General features: G+C 68.2%; 23 protein-coding genes. 16 read left to right on the forward strand and 7 right to left on the reverse strand.

Going from position 1 to position 24,088, the window contains the following annotated elements:
- Positions 1 to 40 precede the first annotated feature (40 nt).
- The 3 genes from FV560_RS18105 (at position 41) to FV560_RS18115 (ending at position 2,509) form a co-directional block, all read left to right on the forward strand.
- Positions 41 to 1,072, forward strand: a complete 1,032-nt coding sequence (locus tag FV560_RS18105) for a DnaJ C-terminal domain-containing protein (protein WP_159623024.1) — start codon at positions 41 to 43, stop codon at positions 1,070 to 1,072.
- 7 nt (positions 1,073 to 1,079) lie between these two features.
- Positions 1,080 to 1,487, forward strand: coding sequence for a heat shock protein transcriptional repressor HspR (locus FV560_RS18110; protein ID WP_275401920.1), 408 nt, complete (start codon positions 1,080 to 1,082; stop codon positions 1,485 to 1,487).
- 215 nt (positions 1,488 to 1,702) lie between these two features.
- Complete coding sequence (locus FV560_RS18115) at positions 1,703 to 2,509, forward strand: DUF4282 domain-containing protein (protein WP_159623026.1); 807 nt, start codon at positions 1,703 to 1,705, stop codon at positions 2,507 to 2,509.
- 30 nt (positions 2,510 to 2,539) lie between these two features.
- Here the strand turns inward: FV560_RS18115 and FV560_RS18120 are convergent, their stop codons facing one another.
- A complete protein-coding gene (locus FV560_RS18120; RefSeq protein WP_159623028.1) occupies positions 2,540 to 4,855 on the reverse strand; it encodes an ATP-binding cassette domain-containing protein in 2,316 nt (771 codons plus the stop codon).
- A 62-nt stretch (positions 4,856 to 4,917) separates the two neighbouring features.
- Between FV560_RS18120 and FV560_RS18125 the strand changes: the two genes are divergently transcribed.
- From FV560_RS18125 to FV560_RS18135, 3 genes are all read left to right on the forward strand, one after another.
- On the forward strand, positions 4,918 to 5,901 hold the full coding sequence (locus FV560_RS18125; protein ID WP_159623030.1) for a helix-turn-helix transcriptional regulator: 984 nt from the start codon (positions 4,918 to 4,920) through the stop codon (positions 5,899 to 5,901).
- Positions 5,902 to 6,086: 185 nt separating this feature from the next.
- Positions 6,087 to 6,737 carry a pyridoxine/pyridoxamine 5'-phosphate oxidase gene (locus tag FV560_RS18130; RefSeq protein WP_159623032.1) on the forward strand — a complete coding sequence of 217 codons (651 nt, stop codon included), beginning with the start codon at positions 6,087 to 6,089 and terminating at the stop codon, positions 6,735 to 6,737.
- Complete coding sequence (locus tag FV560_RS18135) at positions 6,734 to 7,516, forward strand: maleylpyruvate isomerase family mycothiol-dependent enzyme (protein WP_159623034.1); 783 nt, start codon at positions 6,734 to 6,736, stop codon at positions 7,514 to 7,516. Before FV560_RS18130 ends, FV560_RS18135 begins: the two co-directional genes overlap by 4 nt.
- A gap of 3 nt (positions 7,517 to 7,519) precedes the next feature.
- Here the strand turns inward: FV560_RS18135 and FV560_RS18140 are convergent, their stop codons facing one another.
- The 3 genes from FV560_RS18140 to FV560_RS18150 all read right to left on the reverse strand — a co-directional run bounded on the left by FV560_RS18140 (position 7,520) and on the right by FV560_RS18150 (position 10,325).
- Positions 7,520 to 7,966 (reverse strand): hypothetical protein, encoded by a 447-nt coding sequence (locus FV560_RS18140; protein WP_159623036.1) that lies wholly within the window; start codon positions 7,964 to 7,966, stop codon positions 7,520 to 7,522.
- Positions 7,950 to 8,144, reverse strand: a complete 195-nt coding sequence (locus tag FV560_RS18145) for a hypothetical protein (protein WP_159623038.1) — start codon at positions 8,142 to 8,144, stop codon at positions 7,950 to 7,952. Before FV560_RS18145 ends, FV560_RS18140 begins: the two co-directional genes overlap by 17 nt.
- A gap of 114 nt (positions 8,145 to 8,258) precedes the next feature.
- A complete protein-coding gene (locus FV560_RS18150) occupies positions 8,259 to 10,325 on the reverse strand; it encodes a prolyl oligopeptidase family serine peptidase (protein ID WP_235020212.1) in 2,067 nt (688 codons plus the stop codon).
- A 131-nt stretch (positions 10,326 to 10,456) separates the two neighbouring features.
- On the opposite strand from FV560_RS18150, the gene FV560_RS18155 reads away from it, so the two are divergent.
- The 7 genes from FV560_RS18155 to FV560_RS18185 are packed head-to-tail and all read left to right on the forward strand — an operon-like array spanning position 10,457 to position 16,575.
- A complete protein-coding gene (locus tag FV560_RS18155) occupies positions 10,457 to 11,167 on the forward strand; it encodes a GntR family transcriptional regulator (protein WP_159623042.1) in 711 nt (236 codons plus the stop codon).
- Positions 11,164 to 12,129 carry a tripartite tricarboxylate transporter substrate binding protein gene (locus tag FV560_RS18160; protein WP_159623044.1) on the forward strand — a complete coding sequence of 322 codons (966 nt, stop codon included), beginning with the start codon at positions 11,164 to 11,166 and terminating at the stop codon, positions 12,127 to 12,129. The genes FV560_RS18155 and FV560_RS18160 overlap by 4 nt, the downstream gene beginning before the upstream one ends.
- Positions 12,129 to 12,632 (forward strand): tripartite tricarboxylate transporter TctB family protein, encoded by a 504-nt coding sequence (locus FV560_RS18165; RefSeq protein WP_159623046.1) that lies wholly within the window; start codon positions 12,129 to 12,131, stop codon positions 12,630 to 12,632. The genes FV560_RS18160 and FV560_RS18165 overlap by 1 nt, the downstream gene beginning before the upstream one ends.
- Positions 12,629 to 14,140 carry a tripartite tricarboxylate transporter permease gene (locus FV560_RS18170; RefSeq protein WP_159623048.1) on the forward strand — a complete coding sequence of 504 codons (1,512 nt, stop codon included), beginning with the start codon at positions 12,629 to 12,631 and terminating at the stop codon, positions 14,138 to 14,140. The genes FV560_RS18165 and FV560_RS18170 overlap by 4 nt, the downstream gene beginning before the upstream one ends.
- Positions 14,137 to 15,240 carry a sialidase family protein gene (locus tag FV560_RS18175; protein WP_159623050.1) on the forward strand — a complete coding sequence of 368 codons (1,104 nt, stop codon included), beginning with the start codon at positions 14,137 to 14,139 and terminating at the stop codon, positions 15,238 to 15,240. The genes FV560_RS18170 and FV560_RS18175 overlap by 4 nt, the downstream gene beginning before the upstream one ends.
- The gene (locus FV560_RS18180; protein ID WP_159623052.1) at positions 15,237 to 16,109 is read left to right on the forward strand and encodes a dihydrodipicolinate synthase family protein; all 873 of its coding nucleotides are present in this window, start codon (positions 15,237 to 15,239) and stop codon (positions 16,107 to 16,109) included. Before FV560_RS18175 ends, FV560_RS18180 begins: the two co-directional genes overlap by 4 nt.
- Before the next feature lie 58 nt (positions 16,110 to 16,167).
- Complete coding sequence (locus FV560_RS18185) at positions 16,168 to 16,575, forward strand: VOC family protein (RefSeq protein WP_159623054.1); 408 nt, start codon at positions 16,168 to 16,170, stop codon at positions 16,573 to 16,575.
- Between the two features lie 114 nt (positions 16,576 to 16,689).
- On the opposite strand, the gene FV560_RS18190 is transcribed toward FV560_RS18185, so the two are convergent.
- Both FV560_RS18190 and tdh read right to left on the reverse strand, forming a co-directional pair.
- Positions 16,690 to 17,913: a glycine C-acetyltransferase gene (locus tag FV560_RS18190; RefSeq protein ID WP_159623056.1), complete on the reverse strand. Its 1,224-nt coding sequence runs from the start codon at positions 17,911 to 17,913 to the stop codon at positions 16,690 to 16,692.
- A gap of 9 nt (positions 17,914 to 17,922) precedes the next feature.
- On the reverse strand, positions 17,923 to 18,978 hold the full coding sequence (gene tdh, locus FV560_RS18195) for an L-threonine 3-dehydrogenase (RefSeq protein WP_159623058.1): 1,056 nt from the start codon (positions 18,976 to 18,978) through the stop codon (positions 17,923 to 17,925).
- 180 nt (positions 18,979 to 19,158) lie between these two features.
- On the opposite strand from tdh, the gene FV560_RS18200 reads away from it, so the two are divergent.
- The 3 genes from FV560_RS18200 (at position 19,159) to FV560_RS18210 (ending at position 23,407) form a co-directional block, all read left to right on the forward strand.
- Positions 19,159 to 19,806 carry a hypothetical protein gene (locus FV560_RS18200; protein WP_159623060.1) on the forward strand — a complete coding sequence of 216 codons (648 nt, stop codon included), beginning with the start codon at positions 19,159 to 19,161 and terminating at the stop codon, positions 19,804 to 19,806.
- 61 nt (positions 19,807 to 19,867) lie between these two features.
- Positions 19,868 to 20,884 carry a LacI family DNA-binding transcriptional regulator gene (locus FV560_RS18205; RefSeq protein ID WP_159623062.1) on the forward strand — a complete coding sequence of 339 codons (1,017 nt, stop codon included), beginning with the start codon at positions 19,868 to 19,870 and terminating at the stop codon, positions 20,882 to 20,884.
- Between the two features lie 24 nt (positions 20,885 to 20,908).
- Positions 20,909 to 23,407 carry a glycoside hydrolase family 2 protein gene (locus FV560_RS18210; RefSeq protein WP_159623064.1) on the forward strand — a complete coding sequence of 833 codons (2,499 nt, stop codon included), beginning with the start codon at positions 20,909 to 20,911 and terminating at the stop codon, positions 23,405 to 23,407.
- Positions 23,408 to 23,446: 39 nt separating this feature from the next.
- Here the strand turns inward: FV560_RS18210 and FV560_RS18215 are convergent, their stop codons facing one another.
- On the reverse strand, positions 23,447 to 24,088 hold the full coding sequence (locus FV560_RS18215; RefSeq protein ID WP_159623066.1) for a hypothetical protein: 642 nt from the start codon (positions 24,086 to 24,088) through the stop codon (positions 23,447 to 23,449).

Genomic DNA, 24,088 nt, shown 5'->3' on the forward strand with positions numbered 1-24,088 from the left:
CGGATGCAGGAGGAAGAATGATCGAAGGAGGTGTGGCGCGATGACCGGACAGGACTGGCTGGAGAAGGACTTCTACGCGACGCTGGGCGTGTCCAAGGACGCCGACGCCGCCGAGATCAAGAAGGCCTACCGCAAGCTGGCCCGCACCTGGCACCCGGACCAGAAGCCTGGGGATGAGAAGGCTGAGCAGCGGTTCAAGGAGATCGGAGAGGCCTACGGGGTGCTCTCCGATCCCGAGCAGCGCAAGCAGTATGACTCGCTGCGCGCCATGGCCGGAGGCGGAGCCCGGTTCGCCTCCGGCCCCGGCGGCGCGGCCGGCGCCAACGGGTTCGAGGACCTGTTCGGTGGCATGTTCACCGGCGCCGGCGGGACAGGCGGTCCGCGGGTGCGTTACAGCTCGACCGGTGGCGGGATGCCCGGCGGCGGATTCGAGGACCTGCTTGGCGGGTTGTTCGGCGGTGGGATACCCGGAGCGGGGCCGGCGGGTCCAGGGCCTGCGGGGTTCCAGCGCAACGCACCCACCAAGGGTGGCGCCATCAGCACCTCCGCTTCGCTGCCGTTCCGTTCCGCCGTCGACGGTGCCACCGTCACGCTGACACTCGAGGGCAGTCGGTCGATGACGGTTCGTATCCCGGCCGGGGTACGTGACGGGCAGAAGATCCGGCTCGCCGGAAAGGGCCAGCCGTCACCGACCGGAGGACCAGCGGGCGACCTGATCGTCACCGTCCACGTCGAGCCGCATCCGGTGTTCGGGATGAATGGCAAGAACCTCACGATCACGGTGCCGGTCACCTTCCCGGAGGCCGTGAACGGCGCCACGATCGCCGTGCCGACGCTCTCCGGCGAGGAAGTCCGCCTCAAGGTTCCCGCCGGGACCCAGTCGGGGACCAGGCTGCGGGCCAAGGGCCGTGGCGTTCAGACCAAGGCCGGGACCGGCGATCTGATCGTCACGATCGAGGTGGCGGTGCCCAGAAACCTCACCAAACAGGCCACCGAGGCGCTCGAGGCGTTCGCCAACGCGAGCGACGGAACCGATCCTCGCGCGCACCTCGCCGCCGCGGCGAAGGCGTGAGGTCATCGTGGCGGCGGGTTATGACGCACCGGTCTTCCTGATCTCGATCGCCGCTGAGCGCGCTGGGATGCACGCCCAGACCTTGCGGCAGTACGACCGGCTCGGTCTGGTGGTGCCCCGGCGTGCTCAGGGGAGGGGACGTCGGTATTCCCAGCGCGATGTTGACGTGCTGCGTGAGGTCCAGCGTCTCTCGCAGGAGGAGGGCATCAATCTCGCCGGGATCAAACGGATCCTTGAGCTGGCCGCCGAGAACGAGCGCCTCGAGGTGGAGAACGCCCGCCTCCGTGAGCGGGCCGGGGTGAACCGGCGCGTCTTCACCGCCGACGCCTCCGGTGATGTTGTCGCGGTGCCGCTCGGCACCCGGTTGCGCCGGGTGGAATCGAACGCCCTGGTGCTCTGGCGACCGCACCGCTGACGAGATTGGCGGCCTTCTCTTCGCCCGGGCCGGCGTTCGCGCGACGACAACCACGCTTGCACCGCCCGCTGGGGCCCGGCGTCAGCCATCGAATCCCCCTGCGGGTGTCCGGAGCTGGATTCGATGGCTGCAGGGGGATTCGAACGGGACTCGTGGTCGGCTCGGCTGGTGGCTAGGGTTCAGGGAGTATCACCCGCATCCTGGAGGAGATTGTCGTGTCCTACACCCCGCCCCCGCCCGATCCCAACGAGCAGGATCCCGTGTACGGGCAGCAGCCGCCACCGCCGGGCACGCCCTCCTTCGGTGCCTCTTCCGAGCACCCCGCTGCCGCGGCCGACCAGTCGCCTTCGTACGGCGCGGGATCGCAGCAGCCGGCCGCTGAGGGAACTCCGTACGGACCGGGTTCGCAGCAGCCGCCGTCGTACGGGTCGGCCTCCCAGCAGCCGCAGGACCCTGGTACACCGGCTGCACCCGTCTACGGCGCACCCCAGCAGCCTGCACCTCAGCAGCCCGCTCAGCCCGGTCCACCTCAGCCCGGCACTGCGGTTCCTGGGTACGGGGCCCAGCAGCCCCCGGCTGGGTACGGCGCCCAGCAGCCCCCGGCCGGCTATGGACCGCCACCCGGAGGCGGATATGGGCAGCCCTCCTACCCGCAAGCCAGCGGAGGCGGAGGGGGTGGCAACGGCTTCTTCGGTGCCTTCTTCGACTTCTCCTTCTCGAAGTACGTCACCCTGACGTTCGCCAAGGTCATCTTCATCATCGCGATCATCATCGCGGCGCTCTGGTGGCTCGGCGCCATCATCAGCGGCTTCGGCGCGGGTGCGTTCAGCAGCATGATGAACCCGTACAGCGGCGGGGGTGGTGGCGCGATCCTCGGCGTGCTGGCGATCCTGTTCGGCTGGATCCCACCGGCGCTGTTCCTGATCGGGGTCCGCATCGGCCTGGAGTTCACGGTCGCCACGATCAAGACTTCCCAGAACACCTCCGTGCTTGCCGCGCGCGAGGGCTCCGAAGGCGACTGAGCGATCAGCCCGATCCTTGCCTCGCCGTTCTCACACTGCGCCCCGGCCCGCCTTGTGCGGGTCGGGGCCGTCCCCTTCTGACTCCGAGCCCTCCCGTCGGCTCCTCGACAGCTCGGCGGTGAGCACGCGAGATGTCGGAGTCGCATAGTCGATGTAGTCGGCCACGTGCCCCTCGAACAGGACGGCGCCCCCATGGCGGCCCGGCCCGGGACCGAGGTCGATGAGCCAGTCAGCGTGCCGAATCACCGCGAGATTGTGCTCGATGACGATCACGGAGTGACCGTCATCGAGGAGCTGGTCCAGCACCTGCAGCAGCGTTGCTACATCTGCCATGTGCAGGCCGGTTGTGGGCTCATCGAGCACGTACGTCGTCGGACGCTTCGCCAGCCGGAGCTGCTTGGCGATCTTGACGCGTTGGCATTCCCCACCGGAGAGGGTGTTCAAGGACTGGCCGAGCCGAAGGTAGCCGAGGCCCACGGCAGCCAACTGGCTGAGCGCACTGCGGATCCTCTCGTCGGGTAGCTCGGCGATGGCGTGGTCGATGGTGAGCCCCTCGACGTCGGCGATCGAGAGTCCGTGCACCGTGTGGGAGAGGGCTTCGGCATTGAAGCGCTGGCCCCCGCATGTCTCGCACACCACTTCCTGGGCGTCCATGAACGCGAGATCGGTGCGGATGACTCCGAGCCCTCCGCAGTCTGGGCACGCCCCCTCGGCATTGGCGCTGAAGAGGCCGGTGGCGGCCTGGTTCGTGGTCGCGAACAACGAGCGGATAGCGGGCGCGATCCCGGTGTAGGTGATCGGAGTGGAGCGACGGTTGGCGCTGACCGGCCGCTGGTCGATCACGGTCGCCTCGTGCTGGTCCACCAACTCGTGGGCCAGGCTGGACTTGCCGGACCCGGCGACACCGGTCAGCACCGTCATGACCCCGGTGGGGAGCTGGACAGTGACGTCGCGGAGGTTGTTGCGGCGGGCATGGGCGACAGTGATGCTCCCCGCACCGTGACGAGGGCGACGCTCCGCCGAGCCGTGCTTGCGCAGCGCTCGACCCGTCGGTGTGTCAGCGCATCGGAGGGTGGCGTGGCTGCCTTGGAAGATGAGTTGCCCGCCTGCCTCGCCACCACCGGGGCCGATCTCGATGATCTGGTCGGCCCGGGCCATCACTGCCGGGTCGTGCTCGACGACGAGAACGGTATTGCCGCGGTCACGAAGACGCGCCAGCAGCTCGATCATCGAGTCGACGTCGGTGGGATGGAGACCGACCGTGGGTTCGTCGACGATGTATGTCATCTCGGTCAGACTGGAGGCGAGGTGCTTGACGGTCTTGATCCGTTGCGACTCCCCGCCGGAGAGTGTCGTCGTCGCTCGCCCGAGCGTGAGGTAGCCGAGGCCGATGGTGACCATCGCTTCCAACCGGGCCGTGGCTGCCTCGACCACCGGCTCGACATGGGCGGAGTCGATGGTGCGGAGCACCTCCGTCAGTTCGGCAACCTCCATCCGTGCCATCTCGCCGATGGTGCGGCCGAGCACTGTTGCGGTTCGCGCGACCTCGTTCAGCCGGTCTCCTGCGCACTCCGGGCACGTATCGGACCGGGTGAACCGGCGAATGACGTCCTCCTTGCGCTCGGACAGGTTGTCGGAGGTGTGCAGGTAGATGCGCTCGAAGCGCTCCAGGATGCCTTCGTAGTCACTCGGGGGGCGGCGACCCAGCGCTGCAGCGGCCTGGCCGCCGCGCAGGAGTGCATCTCGTTCGGCCGCGCTCCACTCCCGGAGCGGTGTGTGGGCATTGAAGGAACCGATGTCGGCGTACTGCGAGTACCAATAGCCGCCCGCGCCGAACCCAGGTACGCGGATTGCACCGCCGGCCAGCGACTTGTCCAGATCCAGGAACCGGTCGGCGGCGCTGACGACCACCACGCCGAGCCCGGAGCAGGTCGGGCACATGCCAGCAGGATCGTTGAAGGAGAAGCGCCCCGACTCGCCCACATGTGGGTGGCTGAGCCGGGAGAAGAGGAGCCGCAGATAGGTCCAGATCTCAGTGATCGTGCCGACCGTCGAGCGGGCGTTGCCACCGATACGCCGCTGATCGATGACGATGGCAGGCGTCAGGCCGCTGATCTGCTCGACCTCCGGTCGAGTCCATGTCGGCAGCCGGTTCCTGGCGAACGGAGGGAATGTCTCGTTGAGCTGGAAGCCTGCCTCCGCCGCGATCGTGTCGAACACCAGCGATGACTTGCCGGATCCGGATACGCCGACGAAGACGACCAGCAGCTTCCGCGGGATGTCGACGTCCAGGTCGGCCAGGTTGTTGGTCCGGACGCGGCGCAGGGAGATGGCGGGCTCAGTCATGATCGCCACGCTAGGTGTAGACGTGGCCGCTTTCTGACCGGATTTCGTGGAACCATCGGTTCATGGCTGATGTCACGGGACGCATGCTGGCGCTGCTCGCGACACTGCAGACCGGACGCTCATTCGCCAGCGAGGAGCTGACGCAGCGGCTCGGGGTGAGCCCGAGGACCTTGCGTCGCGACGTCGACCGGTTGCGTGGCTACGGGTACCCCGTGCAGACCCGTCCGGGCCCGGGCGGGTACTACCGTCTCGCCCCTGGTCGATCCTTGCCACCACTCGTACTCGACGACGATGAGGCGGTAGCCACCGTGATCGCGCTCGCCGCGCTGGGGGCAGCCGAGCAGTCCATCGCCGGCAGGCTCGATGACGCCGCGACCCGTGCCTATGGCAAGATCGACCAGTTCCTTCCCGCTCGGCTGCGTCCACACCTGATCTCCGTTCGTTCGAGCCTGGAGACGAGCCGCCATGCAGTGCCTGGTCCGGCCGCTGCGCACCTGACCACGGTGGCCGACGCGATCGCCGGCCAGGAGACGATCACCTTCTCCTATCGAGATGCGCGTGATGTGCCGACCGATCGACGGGTCGAACCGTATCGACAGGTGCACCACCTGCTGCGGTGGTACCTGGTGGCGTTCGATCTCGACCGCGAGGACTGGCGCACCTTCCGCCTCGACCGGGTAGCTGAGCTCCGTAGGACCGGCCGGAGATACCGCTCCCGCCCGCTGCCGGCTGAGTCTGCTCTGGACCTGCTGCGGCAGGGCTTTGCTGCCGGGAAGGAGGTCGTGACGGTGGTGGTCGATGCCAGGGCCGAGACCGTCGCCGACGCACTCGTGCACCAGGACGCGGAGATCGAGTCGATCGCCGAGAACCGGACCCGCGTGCGACTCGCGCTGGAGCACTGGCAGTGGGTCCTCCTCCCGCTCGCCTTCCTCGGCGTCGACTTCCGGATCGAAGCGAAGGCGGACCTGGCTCACGCCTTCCGCTCCTTCGGGGAACGACTCGTAGCGGCGACCGACGGCGGCGGAAGTGCACACGGTGGGGGGTAGCGAGCCCACCGTCCTCGCTTGACGCGATGGGTGCGCAGCGCGTTGAGATCACGACGCCAGACCAGCCACGGCCACCATGGGCACACCTGCCTCGTCCGGACCGGGAGCAGGTGCGTACGGCGGTGACCGGTACCTGGGCGCTCACACAGTTGGCGGTGACGCGGCCCGCCGGTCATGATCGGAGTATGAGTCTGCGGATCTTGCTGCGCGAGCTACCGGGCCTCGACCGCGACGCCCTGGTGGCATTCGACCCGGCAAGCGCCCCGCAGGACCCGGCCGAACTGTTCGTCTCCTGGCTCACTCTCGCCGCCGAACGGCAGGTGCCGCTGCCACACGCGATGAACCTCGCGACGGCCACAGGCACGGGCGAGGTCGGCGCCCGGACCGTCCTTCTCCGGAACATCACGGCCGGTTCCTGGATCATCGCCACCGATGCACGCAGCCCCAAGGCTCAAGCGATGACACAGAACCCGATGGCGGCGCTGACATCATTCTGGGCACCGCTCGGCCGGCAGGTCCGCATCACCGGGGTGGTCACCGACCTGGGTGAGGAGGCCGGCGCCGCGGACTTCCTCGAGCGCCATCCGGGTTCCCGCGCGGCAGCGACCACTGGGGTGCAGAGTGCCCCGCTGGACTCTCTGGAGACCTACGATCGCGCCTACGCTGAGGCGAGGGACGCCGTCGAGAAACATCCCGGCCGCGTACCTACCACCTGGCGGTGCTACGGGATTGCCGCGACCACTGTGGAGTTCTGGGCCGCCAGGCCGAGCGGCGGTCAGATCCGGCTGAGGTACACCCTCGAACAGACCTGGCAGAGAGGACTGGTGTGGCCATGAACCCGACCGAACCGACCACCGACCACGTGCGCGCGGTGGACGAGGCCGAAGCCGCGCTCGACTCGATCATCGAAGCTGTCGGGGAGTTCGAAGGTTCCGACCTGTCGGTGCCGGTCGCTCTGGCCGGGTGGACCCGCGGCCACGTGCTCGCCCACGTGGAGGTGGTGGGGGAGGCGCTCGCGGTGCAGGTGGAGCAGGCGGCCCGTGGACGTCAGGTGCCGTTCCTGGAGGGAGGGCGCGCAGCTCTGGAGCGGGCTGTCGAGACGGGTGCCCAGCGCACCCGCGAGGAACACCTGGCCGCGCTGCGCACGTTGCGCGACCGGCATCACGCCAGCCGACCCGACGCCGACGACCTCGTCTGGTACGAACCGGTCTCGTTCCGGGACGGCACGGTGGTCGACGTGGCCTTGGCCTGGTGGCGTGAGAGCCGGGTGCATCTGGTCGATCTCAACTGCGGAGCGCGCCCGGAGGACGTCTGGTCCCGCGAGCTCGCCGAACACCTCGTCGACTTCCTCTCGGTGCGGTTGCCTGGTCACGTCGAGATCGCTCTTGATGCACCGGCGGACGGGTTCAACTACACAGTCACCGGGCCGAGTCCCGCAACGGGCCCCCTGGTGCGGATCCCCGAGAAGCCACTCATCATCACCGGAACGCTCATCGAGTTGACGGCGTGGCTCGCCGGCCGTGATCTGGCCGAGCCGCCGACCGCCCTCCAGGGCGATCAGGAGGTACCGCTGCCTGAGCTGGGGCCGTGGCCCTCGGCGCTGCGGGCCGGGTAGTGACTACCAGCGCCGGTAGGGCCCGTTGTGGTCAGGTGAGACCGCCAAGGGTTCACTGACCTCCCATCCACAGGAGCGCAGCGTCTCGGCGGCCTCGTGCTGGAGGTCTCTGACTGCTGCGCGGAGTTGGCGGCGGCGCCATGCCTCGCGTCCATCGGCGACTGCTTGTCGCCAGTAGGCGGCGAAGTCTGTGCGCGAGGTCTTGAGGTGTTCGTTTCGTCGATCGAGCTCCTGATGGAGCGAGAAACTCAGATCTGCATAGCGCTCGCCGTCGATGAACAGCGGGATCCGCTGTGAGTATGCGCCCTCCCCTTCGGGACGAATCACGTACCGTTGCGCGAATTTGACGGAAATGATGCGCTTGTCGTGCGGTAGTACGGCATCGAGTAATCGCTGCACGTCCTCGGCGAACGCGGCGGAACGTGCAGCGAGGTCAGGCGTCTCGCTCATCGTCAAGCAAGAAGGCGATCTCCTCGCGGTCCTGAGCCGCGTACCATTCGTCGCCGACCAACGCCCCCTCGGCAACCCGCCGTTCGAAGGTGCGTCGATCCACCCCGAGGTGCTGAAGGATCTGCTCTCGGCGCTCGAGGAGTTCGTCTCTGGTGACTGTGATGGTGCGCGGACTCATGGGATCACTTCCCTTCTGAAGACTGCGCTCACCGTAGCGCCGACCACTGACAGTCCTCGGGTGGTCCAGGCTTGCTGCCCTTGTGGAACTGCCGCCAGGATACGCCCCACGACCTCATAGGCGCAGCCGCTCGGCCAGGAACCGGTAGGCGAGCGCGCTCATATGTGCCGCCTGGGCGTTGGTCGCGGCCCCGCCGTGCCCGCCCTCGATGTTCTCGTAGTAGGTCACGTCCGTGCCGGCGGCCAGCATCTGCGCCGCCATCTTGCGTGCGTGCCCGGGGTGCACCCGGTCGTCGCGGGTGGACGTGGTGAAGAGAACCGGGGGGTAGGAGGTGTCGGGATCGAACAGGTGATATGGCGAGAACGTGCGGATGAACTCCCACTGCTCGGGGTCGTCCGGGTCGCCGTACTCAGCCATCCAGGAGGCGCCGGCTAGCAGGTGGGAGTAGCGCTTCATGTCGAGCAGCGGTACCTGGATGACCACGGCACCGAACAGCTCGGGGTACTGGGTGAGCATGTTCCCGGTGAGCAGCCCCCCGTTGGAGCCGCCCTGCACGCCGAGGTGTTCTGCGCTGGTCACTCCGCGGGCCACCAGATCCTTCGCGACGGCGGCCATGTCCTCGTACGCCTTGTGCCGCTTCTCCTTCAGGGCCGCCTGGTGCCATCCCGGCCCGTACTCCCCGCCGCCGCGGATGTTCGCCAGCGCGAACACCCCGCCGTGTTCCAACCATGCGCTCCCTCGTGCACCCGAGTAGGTCGGTGTCAGCGAGATCTCGAAGCCGCCGTAGCCGTAGAGCAGGGTCGGGTTGGACCCGTCCAGGGTGAGGTTCTCTCGGCGCACGAGGAAGTACGGAACCTGCGTACCGTCGTCGGAGGTGGCGAAGTGCTGCTCCATCACCAGGCCGGCGGGATCGAAGAACTGCGGCATCGCCTTCAGCGGCTCCGGCTCGGCACCGATCTCAGCCAGCGACAGGGTGGTCGGGGTGAGGAAGTCGGTGGCGTACACCCACACCGCATCCGAACTGCGTGGATCCACCGGGCCGACCTCCACGGTGCCCACCTGCGGGGCGCCCACGAACTCCGACTCCCGGAAGCGTCCGCCGTCGGGGGTGAGCACGACCAACCGGTTCGTGACGTCGTCCAGCACGTTCAGCACGAGGTGGCGCCTGGTCCACGTGTACTCCGCCAGCGACGTGCTCGGTGTGGGTTCGTAGAGCACGTGGAAGTCGCGCGAGCCTGCAAGGAAGGGGTCCAGCCCGAGCGCCAGCAGCGAACCCCCACGGTAGGTCTGGGTGATCGTGCGCCCGGCTTCGTCGGTGTCCTCCACGGTCCAGTCCTCACGCAGCTCGACCGTGAGCCATTCGCGGTGGAGCCCAGGGTTGGCTGACCGAGGCACATCGATCCGGGTGAGCGTGCCGTCGTCGTCGAGCAGGTAGAGCTCGTGCTCATAGAAGGCGATGGCCCGCGAGACCAGGTTCCGCTCGAATGCGGGGGTGGAGTCGTGCATCGCGGCGATGTACAAGTCCTCCACCTCGCCCTCGTAGACGATCTCCGCCTGCTCAAGCGCGGTGCCGCGGCGCCACCGGCGAGCGATGCGCGGGTACCCGGAGGAGGTCATCGAGCCGTCACCGGTGTCGGTGAACACGAACAGGGTGTCCGAGTCGATCCAGGACGTGCCACCCTTGGACTCGGGCCGGTAGAAGCCGCCGTCGACGAACTGCTTGGCGTGCAGATCGAACTCGCGGGAGACGTCCGCGTCGGCGCCGCCGCGGGAGAGGTCCACGATCGCCAGACGGTAGGCATCCGGTCCGGTGCGCAGCACGCTGGCTCCGTGCCAGACCCAGTTCGCATCCTCGGCCTCGTTCAGGGCGTCGATGTCGAGGACGATCTCCCAGTCGGGGTTCTCGCTGCGGTAGGACTCCAGGGTGGTGCGTCGCCAGATGCCGCGCTCATGCGCAGCGTCCCGCCAGAAGTTGTAGTAGTACTCGCCCACCTTGGAGATGCCCGGGATCTTCTCGTCGGAGTCAAGGATGGAGCGGATCCGGTCTCGAGTGGCGGTGAACTCCGTCGTCTCGGCGAGGGTGGCGGCCTGTTCGGCGTTGCGGGCGCGGACCCAGTCCAGGGATTCCGGGCTCTCGACGTCTTCGAGCCAGATGTACGGGTCATGGAGGGCGTCGGTCACCGCAAGGTCCTTCCGATCGGGTGGAGGGCTCAGCCTATGTGTGACAAGCACCGGGCCTTGCGGCGTAATCGATTACCGTCTACGGTTAACCGTTAACGAGACATGATCGAGCTCAATGAGGAGGTCACTGGATGGACAGCCGTAGCGCTTGGCGTGAGTCCGTCGCCGCCGTGCGCCCGGCCCCCGCGCTCGGCCAGCATGTGGTGGACCACCTGCGCCGCCTGATCATCACCGGTGAACTCCTTCCAGGCACGCACCTGGTGGAGGCGCAGCTGTCCGACACCTTCGACGTCAGCCGCGGACCGATCCGGGATGCCCTGCGCCTGCTGGAGACCGAAGGGCTCGTGGAGTCCCGCCGTCGCGGAGTGTTCGTGATCGGCCTCAGCGTCGACGACATCGACGAGCTCTACTCCCTCCGCCGGCTCATCGAGACCCGTGCCGTCGCCCTGTGCATGGAGGGTGCCGAGCGCGACTTCACGGCCGCCCGCGGTGCCATCGAGCAGATGGCCCAGGCTGCCGCCCGTCAGGACTCGGCCGACTTCGCCCGCGCAGATCTCGACTTCCACAGCGCCTTCTACACGGTCTCGGGGCACCGCCGCCTGGAATCGGTCTGGCTGCAGTACCGCCCGACCTTCGCCACCATGCTCTCGGTCACGAACGCCGAGGACCGGGATCTCGGCCCCACCTACCGCGATCACGTGAAGCTGCTGCAGAGGATCAGCGACCGCTCCACCGACGCTCTCGAGCTCCTGGACGAGCACCTGGAGGGCTCACGCCGACGCATGCTCACCGCCTACACCCGCCACTTCGACACCACGTCAACGAAGGAGTTGTCCTCATGAACCGCACCCCCCGTATCGCCGCTACCGCCGCCCTGGCGGCCTCCGCCCTCACCCTCGCCGCCTGCAGCAGCGGTGGTGACGCCGGAGCGGACTCCGGAGCCTTCCCCGAGGAAGACATCACCCTGATCGTCCAGGCTGCGGCCGGTGGCGGCTCCGACCTCTCCTCCAGGGCGCTGGCCACCGAGCTGGAAGAGATCCTGGGAGTCTCCATCGTGGTGGAGAACCGGCCCGGAGCCTCCGGCTCCACGGCGATGCAGTACGTCGCCGACCAGGAGCCCGACGGCTACACGATCGGTTTCGTCCCCGTCGAGATTGCCATGCTCGGCCACCAGAACTTCGATGTGGACCCGGCCAACTACGATTTCCTCGGCCAGATCATGCTCGCTCCGGGCGTCATCTCGGTGCCCACCGACAGCCCGCATGAGACCCTCGACGACCTCGTCACCGCGGCGCAGTCCGAGCCGCTGTCCGTGGCCAACTCCGGCGCCGGTTCGATCTGGGAGGCGGCAGCGCTCGGCCTCGCGGACTCCTCCGGTGCCCAACTGACCTCGGTCCCGTTCGATGGTGGCGCCGAGGCGGTCACCGCAGTTATCGGCGGCCAGGTGGATGCCGCTGTCGGTGGCACCGGTGAGACCTCCGCCGCCTACGCCGACGGGCAGCTGCGCCCGCTCGCAGTGTTCCACGACGAACGCCACCCGGCGCTGGAGGACGTTCCGACCGCGGCCGAGGCCGGCTACGACCTGGAGTTCGGTGGCTGGGGTGGCATCTACGCTCCGCTCGACCTGCCGAACGAGGTCCGCGCCACGCTCGAGTCGGCGATCGAGGAAGCCGCTACCTCGGAGAGCTTCGTGAGCACGATCGAGAACACTGGCGCCATCGCGGTCTACAAGAACGCCGACGAGTTCACCGAGTTCGTCAACGCTGAGTACGAGCGCTTCGGTGGGCTGCTCGGAGACAGCTGATGCAGGCATTGGAGCCCGGCCCGGCACCAGCGCCTGAGAACCAGGCACTGGTCGCCGGGTCGTCGCGGCGGCTGGAGATCATCTGCGCAGTGATCGCCATCGTGGGGAGTGCGCTGCTGGTGTTCGCGGCTCAGCAGATCGAGGTGCGTAACGAGACCGGCGGGATCGATCCTCGCTGGTGGCCCACCGTCCTCGGCGCTGCCGCCCTCGCGTTTGGCGTCGTCCTCGCGGCGGTGGCCGTTCTGCGCCCGCCGTTCTCCCGGGACGAACTGGAATCCGCCACCCGGGCCGGATGGGTGCGGCTCGCCGTGTCCGTTGCCATCGCGATGGTCTACCTCGTCCTCTGGCCGTGGACCGGCTATCTGATCGCCACGTTGCCGATGCTCGTGGTCCTCACCTGGCTGTTCGGTGGTCGCGGCTGGAAAACTCTGGCTGTCTTCCCGGTGGTCATGACGGCTTTCACTTATGCCCTCTTCCACCTCGTCCTGAAGGTTCCGCTATGAGTGCGTTCGCCGAGGGCCTCAATGCCCTGCTCGACCCGACGGTCGCCGTGTGCCTGCTGGTCGGCCTCCTCATCGGGACTTTGGTCGGGATGTTCCCCGGCGTGACGGGCTCGATGGCGGTGGCACTGGCTGCCGGGTTCACGCTCACACTCGAGCCCGTCCAGGGCCTTGCCGTGCTGCTCACCATCTACGTGGGCGCCAACTACGGGGACCGCATCCCCGCGATCCTCGTCAACACCCCCGGCACGCCGGCCGCCATCGCCACCACCCTCGATGGCTATCCGCTGGCGAAACAGGGTAAGGGTGGCCTGGCGCTGGTGAGCTCGGCGATGGTGACCACCGGTGGAATCCTGCTCTCGGTGGTGGTGTTCATCTTCGCTGCCCGGCCGGTTGCCTCGATCGCCCTCGAATTCGGTCCGGCGGAGATGTTCGCTTTGGTGGTCTTCGGGCTGACGGTGATGATCTCGATTTCGTCCCGGTCCCTGCTCAAGGGGCTACTGGCAGGGATCGCCGGTCTTGCGATCGCGACCATCGGCCGTGACCCGATCACCGGGGACGAGCGTTTCGTCTTCGGCCTCAACGACCTCAACAGCGGTCTGCCGTTCATCGCGGTGATCATCGGCCTGTTCGGTATCGCCGAGCTCTTCGACCAGCTCCTCACCCACCACCCCGGCACCGCCCAGATCGTCTCCAGCCTCGGGCGCTGGTGGCCCACTCGCGCCGAGTACAAGCAGATGGCACGCCCGTTCGCCCTCTCCTCGGTGCTCGGTACCGTGGTGGGTGCGGTCCCGGCGGCCGGCGGTGACATCGCCGGGCTGATCGGCTGGGACCGGGCGAAGCGGATGTCCAAGCACCCGGAGAAGTTCGGAAAGGGCTCCCTGGAGGGCCTCACCGCTGCGGACACCGCCTCCTCGGCCACGCTCGGCGGCTCCCTCACGACCACCATGGCCCTCGGTGTCCCCGGCGACTCGGTGATGGCGGTGATGCTCGGCTCGATGCTCATCTGGGGACTGCAGCCCGGACCGTCGATGTTCGTGCAGAGCCCTGAGCTGGTCGCCTCCATCGCCGGGATCATGATCATCGCCACGGTGCTCTCGCTCGGCATCAGCCTGGTGCGCAGCCAGGGCATGGTAAAGATCCTCGACCTGCCACGGCACTACATCTGGGTCGGCATCCTGCTGTTCTGCATCGTCGGCACCTACACCACGTCGAACAACATGTACACGGTCTGGGTGATGCTGCTCTCGGGTGTGGTGGGTGTGATCATGAAGCGCACCGGCTTCCCACCCGGCCCCGTCGTTCTCGGCCTGCTGCTCGGCCCGCTCGCGGAGTCGAACCTGCGCCGCGCGCTGCTCATTGACGGTCCCGCGTCGCTGGTGACTCAGCCGATCGCCGCGAGTCTACTGCTGCTCGCTGCCTTCTCCCTGGCGATGCCGCTGATCCGCCGGGCACGGGCCGCTCGCAGAGACGGAGCCCCACCGCAGCCGATTGAGGTGGACCGCACGTGAGCACCCCACCCGGGCGGGTTCCGGACTTCCTCCGGCGCGAGTTCGTCGCCGTCGATCACCCTGCCTGGCGGCAGGCGCACGCCTCCAGCGTGCTGATGGCCGACGGCGCAGCCCTGGTTGCCTGGTTCGGTGGCACTCGGGAGGGCACACCGGACAACCGCATCTTCCTGGCCCGCCGGGATGCCGGCGCCTGGTCCACCCCCGAAGTGATCGCTGAGGGCGATGTGGCGCACTGGAACCCGGTGCTCGCTGCCGGCCCGGACGGCCAGACTTGGCTGTTCTTCAAGCGAGGCAGCCGGATCTCGACCTGGCGCACCTGGGTGCGACGCTCGGACGACGGTGGCCGCACCTGGTCCGAGCCCGCCGAACTCATCCCCGGTCCGGACGGTGCGGCGGGGCGCGGACCGGTGAAGAACCCACCCCTGTGGCTCCCCGGAACCTGGCTGGCACCCGCCTCGACCGAGACCTCAGGCACCGAGGAGCCCGCCAGGTGGGAGCCGTTCGTGGACCGTTCCAGCGACAGCGGCCGCACCTGGACGCCCGTGCCGATCCCCGTGGACCGGACTGCTTTGCATGGGCCGGGTCTGATCCAGCCGGCCCTCGTCGCCCGCCCCTGGGGGGTGCTGGCGCTGATGCGCAGCACCGAAGGCGTGGTGTACCGATCAGAGTCCACCGACGGCGGCCGCACGTGGTCTCAGGCAGCACCCACCTCATTACCGAACAACAACTCTGGACTCACCGCCCTATCCCTGCCCGACGGGCTGGTGGCGTGCGTGCACAACCCGGTCTCTGGGGACTGGGCACCTCGGTGCCCGCTGGTGCTCTCGGTGAGCGAGGACGACGGGCACACCTGGTGGACCGCCGTCGTGTTGGAGGATGGACGTACGCCCGTGCACCCGGACCGGCCACCGCGCCTTCCGATGTCGGACCCGTTCGACGCAGCTGATGACGGCGTCCGCACCACCGGCGTGGGCGAGTACTCCTACCCGGCGGCCGTCCTGGACGGCCACGACTTGCACATCACCTACACCTGGCAGCGCCGCGGCATCGTCGCGGCGAGCCTGCCGCTCGAGAAAGCTCTAGGAAGGAACCTCGCGTGACCGCATCCCGTACCTGCTCCATCATCAGCGCCGTCCCCGTGCCGTTCGCCCCCGCCGGTGAGCTCGACCTCGACACCTTCGCGGCGACCCTGCGCGGGATCGACGCACACGTGGACGGCGCGCTGATCGCCGGCACGACGGGCGAGTTCCCAGCGCTGGACGACGCCGAGCGGCTCGAGCTGTTCCAGGTCGGCGTGGACGTGCTCGGAGCCGACCGGGTGATCGCGCATCTCGGGCACGGCAGCAGCCGGCAGGTACTCCGGCTGGCGAACGGCACCGCAGCGCTGGGCATCACCCGATTCGCCCTGCTCTCGCCGTACTACCTGCCCACCGACGACGATGGCGTGGTGGAGTTCTTCGCGGCCCTCTGCCGGGCGCACCCCACAGCGAGCGTCTATGCCTACCTGTTCCCGGAGCGGACCGGGATGGACATCTCCGCCGAGGTCCTCGGCCGGGTGATGGCATTGCCGGGCATGGTCGGGGTGAAGCTCTCCGGTGGAGCCTCGGAGCAGATCGCCGAGTACGCCGCCGTGCTGCAGGATGGCCAGGAGCTCTACTCCGGCAACGACGCGACCCTGCCCGGCGTGCTGGACGCGGGCGGGACCGGTGTGGTCTCGGGGGTCTCCTCGGCCTTCCCGGAGACGTTCTCGAGGCTTGCCCAGGCCCTGCGGTCCGGGGACGAGCAGGAGATCGCCGCTACGCAGGCCGACGCCGCCGGTGCGGTGGCGCTCGCCGGTCCGAGTGTGACCCGGCTGAAGGTGGCCCTCGCCGCCCGCAGCGGTGCGCCATGGGCCAGCCGGATGGCGCTGCCAGCGGTCGATGACGTGACCCAGACGGAGATCAGGGCGGCGGTAGCACAGCACGGCTGAGCGTTGCGTCGGTGAAATTGAATCGACATGGCCGGCGCAGCCGACGCACTCTGCTGACATGACCTCACGTATCTCGCACACCTCCGTTGACTCCCATGACGCCTATGCCCAGTCGGTCTTCTGGCGGGAGGTCCTCGGCTACCTTGAGGATCCCGAAGATCCGAACCTGCCCGGGCATGCCCAGTGCATGACCTTCTCTCCGGATGGGCGCCACAGGGTGCTCTTCATCGAGGTTCCTGAGGCCAAGCCGGTGAAGAACCGGCTGCACTTCGACCTCGCGCCCACCGATCTCACTCGCGAGCAGGAAGTGGAGCGGATCCTGGCGCTCGGGGCCACGCAGATGGCCGACCGCCGCCGGCCTGACGGTGGGGGCTGGGTCACCCTCGCAGACCCCGAGGGGAACGAGTTCTGCGTGCTCCAGGGTGACCTGGACCGGGAGGACCCCTGGGCGCACATGGTGCACTGATGCCCGATGGCGACCGTTGCCGGGCTTGAATCCACGTTCGGCTGCGGTCGCCGGACCGAACCGACGGCCCCTGGCGACACTGTGCCACATCAGGCACAGCATCGCCGTGGCCTGTCAGTTCTGTACGGCATCCCGCGCCGCCACGAACGCCGCGACGCACGCCTCGACATCCGCGGCTGAGTGTGCGGCCGAGAGTTGCACCCGGATCCGTGCCTTCCCCCGCGGCACCACCGGGAAACTGAACGCTGTCACGTACACCCCGTGGGCGAGCATGGCGTCGGCGATCTGGGCGGCGAGGGCGGCATCGCCGAACATCACCGGCACGATGGCGTGCTCCCCGGGAAGCAGGTCGAAGCCCGCCGCCGCCATGCGCTCTCGGAACAGCGCGGCGTTGGCGCCCAGCCGATCCCGCAGCTCGCCGGCGCCGCTGATCAGATCCAGTGCCGTCAGCGTCGCGGACACGATCGCCGGGGCCAGGGAGTTGGAGAACAGATACGGCCGCGCCCGCTGGCGCAGCAGCTCCACGATCTCGGCCCGCCCGGAGACGTATCCGCCGGAGGCACCGCCCAGCGCCTTGCCGAAGGTTCCCGTGGTCAGGTCCACCCGGTCAGACACGCCGGCATGTTCCGGAGTCCCCGCCCCTGTCGGCCCCATGAACCCGACGGCGTGGGAGTCGTCCACCATCACCAGCGCACCGAACTCTTCGGCCAGATCGCAGATCTGGGCCAGTGGCGCCAGGTAGCCGTCCATGGAGAACACGCCATCGGTGACCACCAGAATCCGCCGCGCTCCGCCCTCCTTCGCCCGGGTGAGCTGCGCCCGCAGATCAGTCATATCCCGGTTCGCATACCGGAACCGTGCCGCCTTGCACAGCCGGATCCCGTCGATGATCGAGGCATGGTTGAGCTCGTCGGAGATCACTGCGTCCTCGGCACTGAGCAGCGTCTCGAAGACTCCGCCGTTGGCATCGAAGCAGGAGCCGAACAGGATCGTGCCCTCAGTGCCCAGGAACTGCGAGACCCGTCGCTCCAGCTCCAGGTGCAGATCCTGGGTGCCGCAGATGAACCGCACCGATGCCATCCCGAAACCGCGCTCGTCCAGTGCCCGGTGGGCTGCGGCGATGATGTCCGGGTGCCCGGCGAGCCCGAGGTAGTTGTTCGCGCAGAAGTTGAGCACCTCGGCAGGTGCGTTCGCCGTCGCTGCGGAAGGGCCGCCGTCGGGAGGGGAGGCCAGCACATGCGCGGACTGGGGCGAGGCGATGGCCCGCTCGTGCTTGTACAGCCCGGACGAGCGCAATTCGTCCAGCTCGGCGCGCAGATCCTCAGCGATCGTGTACATCGGTGCTCCTCACAACCTCGTCCAGTCCAGCACGACCTTGCCGCTCGTGGCCGACTTCGCGGCCGCGAACCCCGCTTCCCACTGCGACGCCGGGAGCCGGTCGGTCACCACCGAGGTGACGGCGTCGAGCAGCCACTCGGAGGTCTGCAGCATCGAGCTCATCGCGTTCCACGTCTCGAACATCTCCCTCCCGTAGATCCCCTGCAGTGTCAGCATCTGGGTGACCACCAGCGACCAGTCCATGTCGATCGGTTCGCTCGGTAGCCCCAGGATGGCGATCTTCCCCCCGTGGTTCATCACGGTGATCATCTCCGGCAGGGCACTGGGGTGGCCCGACATCTCCAGCCCGACGTCGAAGCCCTCCCGCAGGTGCAGCAGTTCCTCGGCACGATTGACCGGAGTGGTGGAGACATTCAGCGCCAGATCCACGCCCATCCGTTCGGCCAGCGCCAGCCGCTCGGGGGAGACGTCGGTGATAGCGACGTACCGGGCACCGGCATGGCGTACCACCGCCGCGGCCATCAGCCCGATCGGCCCGGCGCCGGTGATCAGCACATCCTCGCCGACCACGCCGAACTTCAGCGCGGTGTGCACCGCGTTGCCGAAGGGGTCGAAGATGGCGCCGAGCTCCGGGCTGACGGCGTGGCCTCCCTCGCGGGTGTGGGACCACACGTTCTCCTGCGGGATCACCACGTACTCGGCGAAGGCACCGTCGCGTTGCACGCCGATCGAGATGGTCCGGATGCACAATTGCCGCCGGCCGGCCCGGCAGTTGCGGCACATCCCGCACACAATGTGCCCCTCACCGGAGACCAGCTCACCGACCTCGACGTCGTGGATCATGTCTCCGACCGCGACGACCTCGCCGTAGAACTCGTGCCCGGGGATCATCGGCGACGTCACCATCGAGGCAGCCCAGTGATCCCAGTCGAGGATGTGCAGGTCGGTGCCGCAGATGCCGGTGGTGTGCACGCGGATCTTCACCTCGTGCGGGCCGGGCTCCGGCTCGGGTCGGTCAACGAGCTCCAGCCCGGGGTGAGGGCCGGTCTTATACAAGGCCTTCATTCTTGGCGTTCCTCCTGGGTTGTCCAGATAGTGGAACGCTATCAAGGGTGCGGGTAGTCGTCCGATTCCGGCCAGGCAGGGGGACCGGCGGTAGGTGGAGCGGGCCGGGTGGTGGACGATCCTCTCGTCGGGGACTGCTACCCATGGGCGACCGGCAGCGGTGCGGGCTAGCGTGGAGGAGTGACCTACCCTGCCCCGCCCGCGAAGACCTCGACCACTGGTCCGAAGATCCTCACCTTCGGTGGCATCGGTCTGCTGGTGGTCACCGCGGTGCTCGCGGTGTTCGTGGTGCGATTGTTCCTCTCGGTGCTCCCGCTCGGGATCGTCGACTCCGACGGCTCACCGGGGCCGGACGCGGTCGGCGGCACCGATGTGCCTGGCAGTGTGACCCTCACCCTGGAGACCGACACCGCGTACACGGTCTACCTCGCGTTCCCGAGCAACACCGCCGCCGCGCTCAGCGAGGACCCGACGGTCACCGACGCGATGGGCACGATCTTGCCCGGGCTCCCCGCCCCGGCCAGCACCTCCACCATCGGAGGGGTCTCCGCGGAAGGTGTGCACACCTTCCGTACGAGCGCCGCTGGTGAGTACACGATCGACGTCCCAGAGCTCGCCGACCCGGACTCCACCCCGTGGGCCACCGCAGTGGTGACCGAGGGTGACGACTTGCCTGCCTTCTTCTCCGGACTGTTCGGCACCGTGTTCGGGGTGTTCCTCGCGATCGGACTGGGGGTGCTCGGGTTGGGGATGGTCGTCGGTGGCGGGATCTGGTGGTACATGCGTTCCCGTGTTCGCAACACTCCGGGGATGCAGCGGCCCGGATAGTCCTATCGCTGCCGTCGATCGGGCGCTCAGCGCGCCGAGAGATCCGTCGTAGGATCCCTCCATGCCGAGAGGGCAACGCGGGCGAGTGACGATCGCCGATGTCGCTGCATCAGCAGGCGTGTCGAAGATGACCGTCTCGCTCACGATGAACGACCGGCCCGGCATCTCTGCGCAGACCCGGCACCGAGTCCGCGAGGCTGCGGCGGCACTGGGGTGGGAGCCCGACAGCACGGCGCGCCGGCTCGCGGGTGCGGGCGCGGGTGCGGTGGGCCTGGTCATTCGGCGCCCCGCTCACCACGTGTCGGCGGATACCTTCTACATGCAACTGATCGCGGCGATGGGGTCGCACCTGACGTCGAACGGCCTTGCGCTGACGCTCAACGTTGCCGAGTCGGTAGCCATCGAAGAAGAGATCTACGCATCCTTCGCGCGCCGGCGCTCCGTGGACGCCGTGCTGGTGACCGACGTCGCCGCCGATGATCCGCGCGCGAGTCTCCTGGAGGAACTCGGACTCCCCAGCGTCGCGCTGGGCGGGCCGGGGACGCAGTTTCCCACGTTGGCCGCAGACGTCTCCGGTGCAGCGGAGCAGATCGTCGACCACTTGGCCGATCGCGGCCACCGCTGTATCGGACGCGTGGCGGCAACACCCGATTTCTATTACTCCAGGGCCCGTTCGGAGGCGTTCGCCGCGTGTGCAGCCACGCTCGACCTCACCGTGCACGTCCTCGAAGGCGCGAGGACGATGGCCGACAGTGAGGTGATGACGGAGGCGCTACTCGAGCGTGGCGTGACCGCGCTCGTCTATGACAGCGATCCGCTCATGCTCGGTGGACTCGCGGCGGCGCGACGATCGGGACGTGCAATTCCGGCGGATCTGGCCGTCGTCTCCTGGGATGGTTCCGGACTGACCCCCTATCTCGCGCCCTCGCCCACGCTGATCAGACGTGATGTGGCGGCGTTGGGGATCGGGGCTGCCGAGGCGCTGATGGACGCTGCTCGTACGCCGCTGTATCCAGGCTTCCTGGCCGAGGGGCGGGACTTGTCCGTCCCCACACTGCACCTGGGAGACACCACCTAGCGTTGTACCGGTAAAGTAGTGGAGATGGAGAGCATCGACGCCGTCCGCTGGCCGCTGGAGGACTGGTCTCTGGACCTCGCCGATCGTGGGAGCACGCACGTGCCGCCGCACGTGCGTGAGGCTCTGCCGATCCCCTCATCTGTACCGGGAACCGTCCACCTGGACCTGTTGGCCGCGCGGCTGATCCCGGATCCGTACCTGGACCGGAACGAACTTCGCAGCGACTGGATCGGACGAGTCGAATGGGTCGTCCACCGGGACGTCCAGATCCCACCGGAGTGGTTCACCGCCGAGGGCGGGCTCGTGGACGGTACGGACGTGACTCTTCAGTTCGACGGGGTGGACACGATCGCCACCATCCGCGTCAACGACATCGAGGTCGCCCAGACGCAGAACATGCACCGTCGCTACGACGTGCCCCTGGCCGGTGCGCTCCGCCCCGGACGCAATCACATCGCCGTCCAGCTGCACTCGGCCTGGCAGTACGCCGAGGCGTATCGGGATCGGACGCCGCCGATGCCGAACGCCTACCCGGCACCGTTCAACTTCATCCGCAAGAACGCCAGCAACTTCGGGTGGGACTGGGGGCCGACCCTGGTTACCGCCGGACTCTGGCGCCAGGTGCGCCTGGTGCGCAGCGTGGCCGGCCGGCTCACCTCGGTGCGGCCGCAGGCGTGGCTCGAGGGCTCGGACGGGCGCGTGATCGTCGATGTCGATCTCGACCGGCACATCGTCGACGGCGACACTCGCCTCGTGGCCTCCGTTGCTGGCGTCACCGCGGTGCAGGAGGTGACCTCGGGCAGCTCCCGCCTCGTTCTGGACGTGCCCGATCCCGACCTGTGGTGGCCGCGCGACCTCGGCGGCCAACCGCTGTACGACCTTGACGTGAGCCTGGAGGAGAACGGGCGCCCCGTTGATCGGTGGTTGGCCAGAGTGGGCTTCCGCAGCCTGCGCCTGCTGACCGAGAAGGACGAGGCCGGCTCCGAGTTCGCTTTCGAGATCAACGGGGTGGTGATCCCGGTGCGTGGGGCGAACTGGATCCCCGACGACTGCTTCCTTCCGCGGGTCGACGAGCGCCGACTGGCCGAGCGCCTCGATCAGGCCGTGGATGCGAATCTGAACCTGCTGCGGGTGTGGGGCGGCGGTGTGTACGAGAGCAGGGAGTTCTACGAGGCATGCGATGAACGCGGACTTCTCGTCTGGCAGGACTTCCTCTTCGCGTGTGCAGCCTATCCGGAGGACGAGCCGTTACGCGGCCAGGTGCGCGCCGAAGCCCGGGACAACGTCGAGCGCCTCATGCCGCACCCGAGTCTGGTGCTGTGGAACGGCAACAACGAGAACATCTGGGGCTGGCACGACTGGGGCTGGCAGGAGGTGCTCGATGGGCGGCCGTGGGGAGAGGCTTACTACCTTCATGATCTGCCCGAGATCGTCACTGCCGTCGATCCCTCTCGGCCCTACTGGCCGGGGAGTCCGTACTCCGGTGGAGGGGTTCACCCGAATGACCCCGCCCACGGATGCACCCACGAGTGGGGGGTGTGGAACAAGAAGGAGTGGCGCCACTACTCCGATGCCGCACCACGGTTCGTCTCGGAGTTCGGGTGGCAGGGTCCGCCGACGTGGTCGACGATCACGAGGTCGATCTCTGATGATCCCCTCACTCCTGGATCCGTCGGGATGCTTCATCACCAGAAGGCCGAAGACGGGAACGGGAAACTGTCCCGCGGCCTGGAACCGCACCTGCCGGTGCCAAGCGACATGGTCGACTGGCACTACGCCATGCAACTCAACCAGGCACACGCCATCCAGTACGCCATCGAGCACTATCGATCGTTGCGGCCCTCCAACACTGGCGTGGTGATCTGGCAGCTGAATGACTGCTGGCCCGTGACCTCGTGGGCCGCGATCGATGGGTACGGCCGGAAGAAGCCGCTGTGGTACGCGATGCGTGACGCCTTCGCCCCGCGGCTGCTCACGACCAGCACGATCGAGGGCGACCTGCAGGTGGTGGCGGTCAACGACGGCGGCGACACCTGGCGCGAGGAAGTCACGATCGCGCGCCTCGACTTCGACGGGAACGTGCTGGCCACGCAGACGCTCCGGCTACCGGTCGACCGACTGAGTGCAGCGCGCGCCCTGATCGACGAGCGGGTGGCACGTCCTGGCGACCCGAGCAACGAGCTGGTGCACCTGTCCACACCGTCCGGGGTTGAGGCCACCCACTTCTTCGCGGTGGACAAGGAACTGCGGCTCGCCGACCCGGACGTGCGCACCGAGGTCGCCATGGACGGGACCGAGGCGGTACTCACGGTCCGGGCCCAGTCCGTCGTGAAGGATCTCTGCGTGTTCGCCGACCGGGTCGCTCCGGCGGCCGAGGCCGATCAGATGATGCTCACGCTGCTGCCCGGCCGCACGTACGAGATCCGGGTGCAGGGCGTGCCCGCCGAGCGGGCCCGTGAACTGGTGGAGGCGCCCGTTCTCCGCTCGCTCAACGAGCTCGTGGTGGGGTCGGCGGGGGAGTGAGGGCTGCGGGGCCCTCGGTCTCGCAGGTGCTGCGCGCGCTCAGGCGGGCAGGTGTGCCACGCGTCGCAGCGCGAGAGCGTCCATGCGTTCCGCGCAGCGGCGCCAACCCATCACGCTCACGTGGGCGAGCACACCGGGAACGATCAGGATCGCCAAGGGAACAGCAAGCACCAGAGCGGCGCCGACGGCGCTCGCGAACACCACGTTCGCGGCACTGAGCGGAGATGCCGCAATCGCGGTCGCGGCCGTGCGGACTGTCAGGCGCAGGTGCACGCCTGAGTCGTGACCGTCGAACCTGCCCACGGCCGCGATCGCAGCCGGCAGCACCGCGCCGAACAGCGCGAGCGTCGCTGCCACGCCAAGGAGTCCCAGCAGCACCGGAACACGTGCGGCGCCGAGCTGGGAAACGACCGAGAAGTTCACGGCCAGCACAGCAACGGCCAGGAGCCACAGCCCCAGGACGGCCGTGGACGTGCCCATGCGGGCCACCGCGCTGCGGACAAAGGCGCGGGTCACGGAGCCGTGCAGTTCGCCACACTGCCGCAGGCGGGCGACCTCCACGAGCGCTGCCGTGCCGGCCGGTGCAGTGACCACGAGCAGCACACTGCCGACCCAGAGTGCGCTCAGCCACATCGTCTCCAACACCCGGGAGAGGAACTCGAAGAGCCCGTCGAGGCGCAT

The sequence above is a fragment of the Ruania rhizosphaerae genome, assembly GCF_009805705.1.
GTDB lineage: Bacteria > Actinomycetota > Actinomycetes > Actinomycetales > Beutenbergiaceae > Ruania > Ruania rhizosphaerae.

Excerpts from the sequence above, each read along its gene's own strand:
- FV560_RS18170 (WP_159623048.1), top strand. The coding sequence starts at position 12,629 with ATGAGTGCGTTCGCCGAGGGCCTCAATGCCCTGCTCGACCCGACGGTC.
- FV560_RS18105 (WP_159623024.1), top strand. The coding sequence starts at position 41 with ATGACCGGACAGGACTGGCTGGAGAAGGACTTCTACGCGACGCTGGGC.
- FV560_RS18160 (WP_159623044.1), top strand. The coding sequence starts at position 11,164 with ATGAACCGCACCCCCCGTATCGCCGCTACCGCCGCCCTGGCGGCCTCC.
- FV560_RS18125 (WP_159623030.1), top strand. The coding sequence starts at position 4,918 with ATGGCTGATGTCACGGGACGCATGCTGGCGCTGCTCGCGACACTGCAG.
- FV560_RS18130 (WP_159623032.1), top strand. The coding sequence starts at position 6,087 with ATGAGTCTGCGGATCTTGCTGCGCGAGCTACCGGGCCTCGACCGCGAC.
- FV560_RS18210 (WP_159623064.1), top strand. The coding sequence starts at position 20,909 with ATGGAGAGCATCGACGCCGTCCGCTGGCCGCTGGAGGACTGGTCTCTG.
- FV560_RS18145 (WP_159623038.1), bottom strand. The coding sequence starts at position 8,144 with ATGAGTCCGCGCACCATCACAGTCACCAGAGACGAACTCCTCGAGCGC.
- FV560_RS18135 (WP_159623034.1), top strand. The coding sequence starts at position 6,734 with ATGAACCCGACCGAACCGACCACCGACCACGTGCGCGCGGTGGACGAG.
- FV560_RS18155 (WP_159623042.1), top strand. The coding sequence starts at position 10,457 with ATGGACAGCCGTAGCGCTTGGCGTGAGTCCGTCGCCGCCGTGCGCCCG.
- FV560_RS18185 (WP_159623054.1), top strand. The coding sequence starts at position 16,168 with ATGACCTCACGTATCTCGCACACCTCCGTTGACTCCCATGACGCCTAT.
- FV560_RS18205 (WP_159623062.1), top strand. The coding sequence starts at position 19,868 with ATGCCGAGAGGGCAACGCGGGCGAGTGACGATCGCCGATGTCGCTGCA.
- FV560_RS18165 (WP_159623046.1), top strand. The coding sequence starts at position 12,129 with ATGCAGGCATTGGAGCCCGGCCCGGCACCAGCGCCTGAGAACCAGGCA.
- tdh (WP_159623058.1), bottom strand. The coding sequence starts at position 18,978 with ATGAAGGCCTTGTATAAGACCGGCCCTCACCCCGGGCTGGAGCTCGTT.
- FV560_RS18140 (WP_159623036.1), bottom strand. The coding sequence starts at position 7,966 with ATGAGCGAGACGCCTGACCTCGCTGCACGTTCCGCCGCGTTCGCCGAG.
- FV560_RS18190 (WP_159623056.1), bottom strand. The coding sequence starts at position 17,913 with ATGTACACGATCGCTGAGGATCTGCGCGCCGAGCTGGACGAATTGCGC.
- FV560_RS18120 (WP_159623028.1), bottom strand. The coding sequence starts at position 4,855 with ATGACTGAGCCCGCCATCTCCCTGCGCCGCGTCCGGACCAACAACCTG.
- FV560_RS18215 (WP_159623066.1), bottom strand. The coding sequence starts at position 24,088 with ATGCGCCTCGACGGGCTCTTCGAGTTCCTCTCCCGGGTGTTGGAGACG.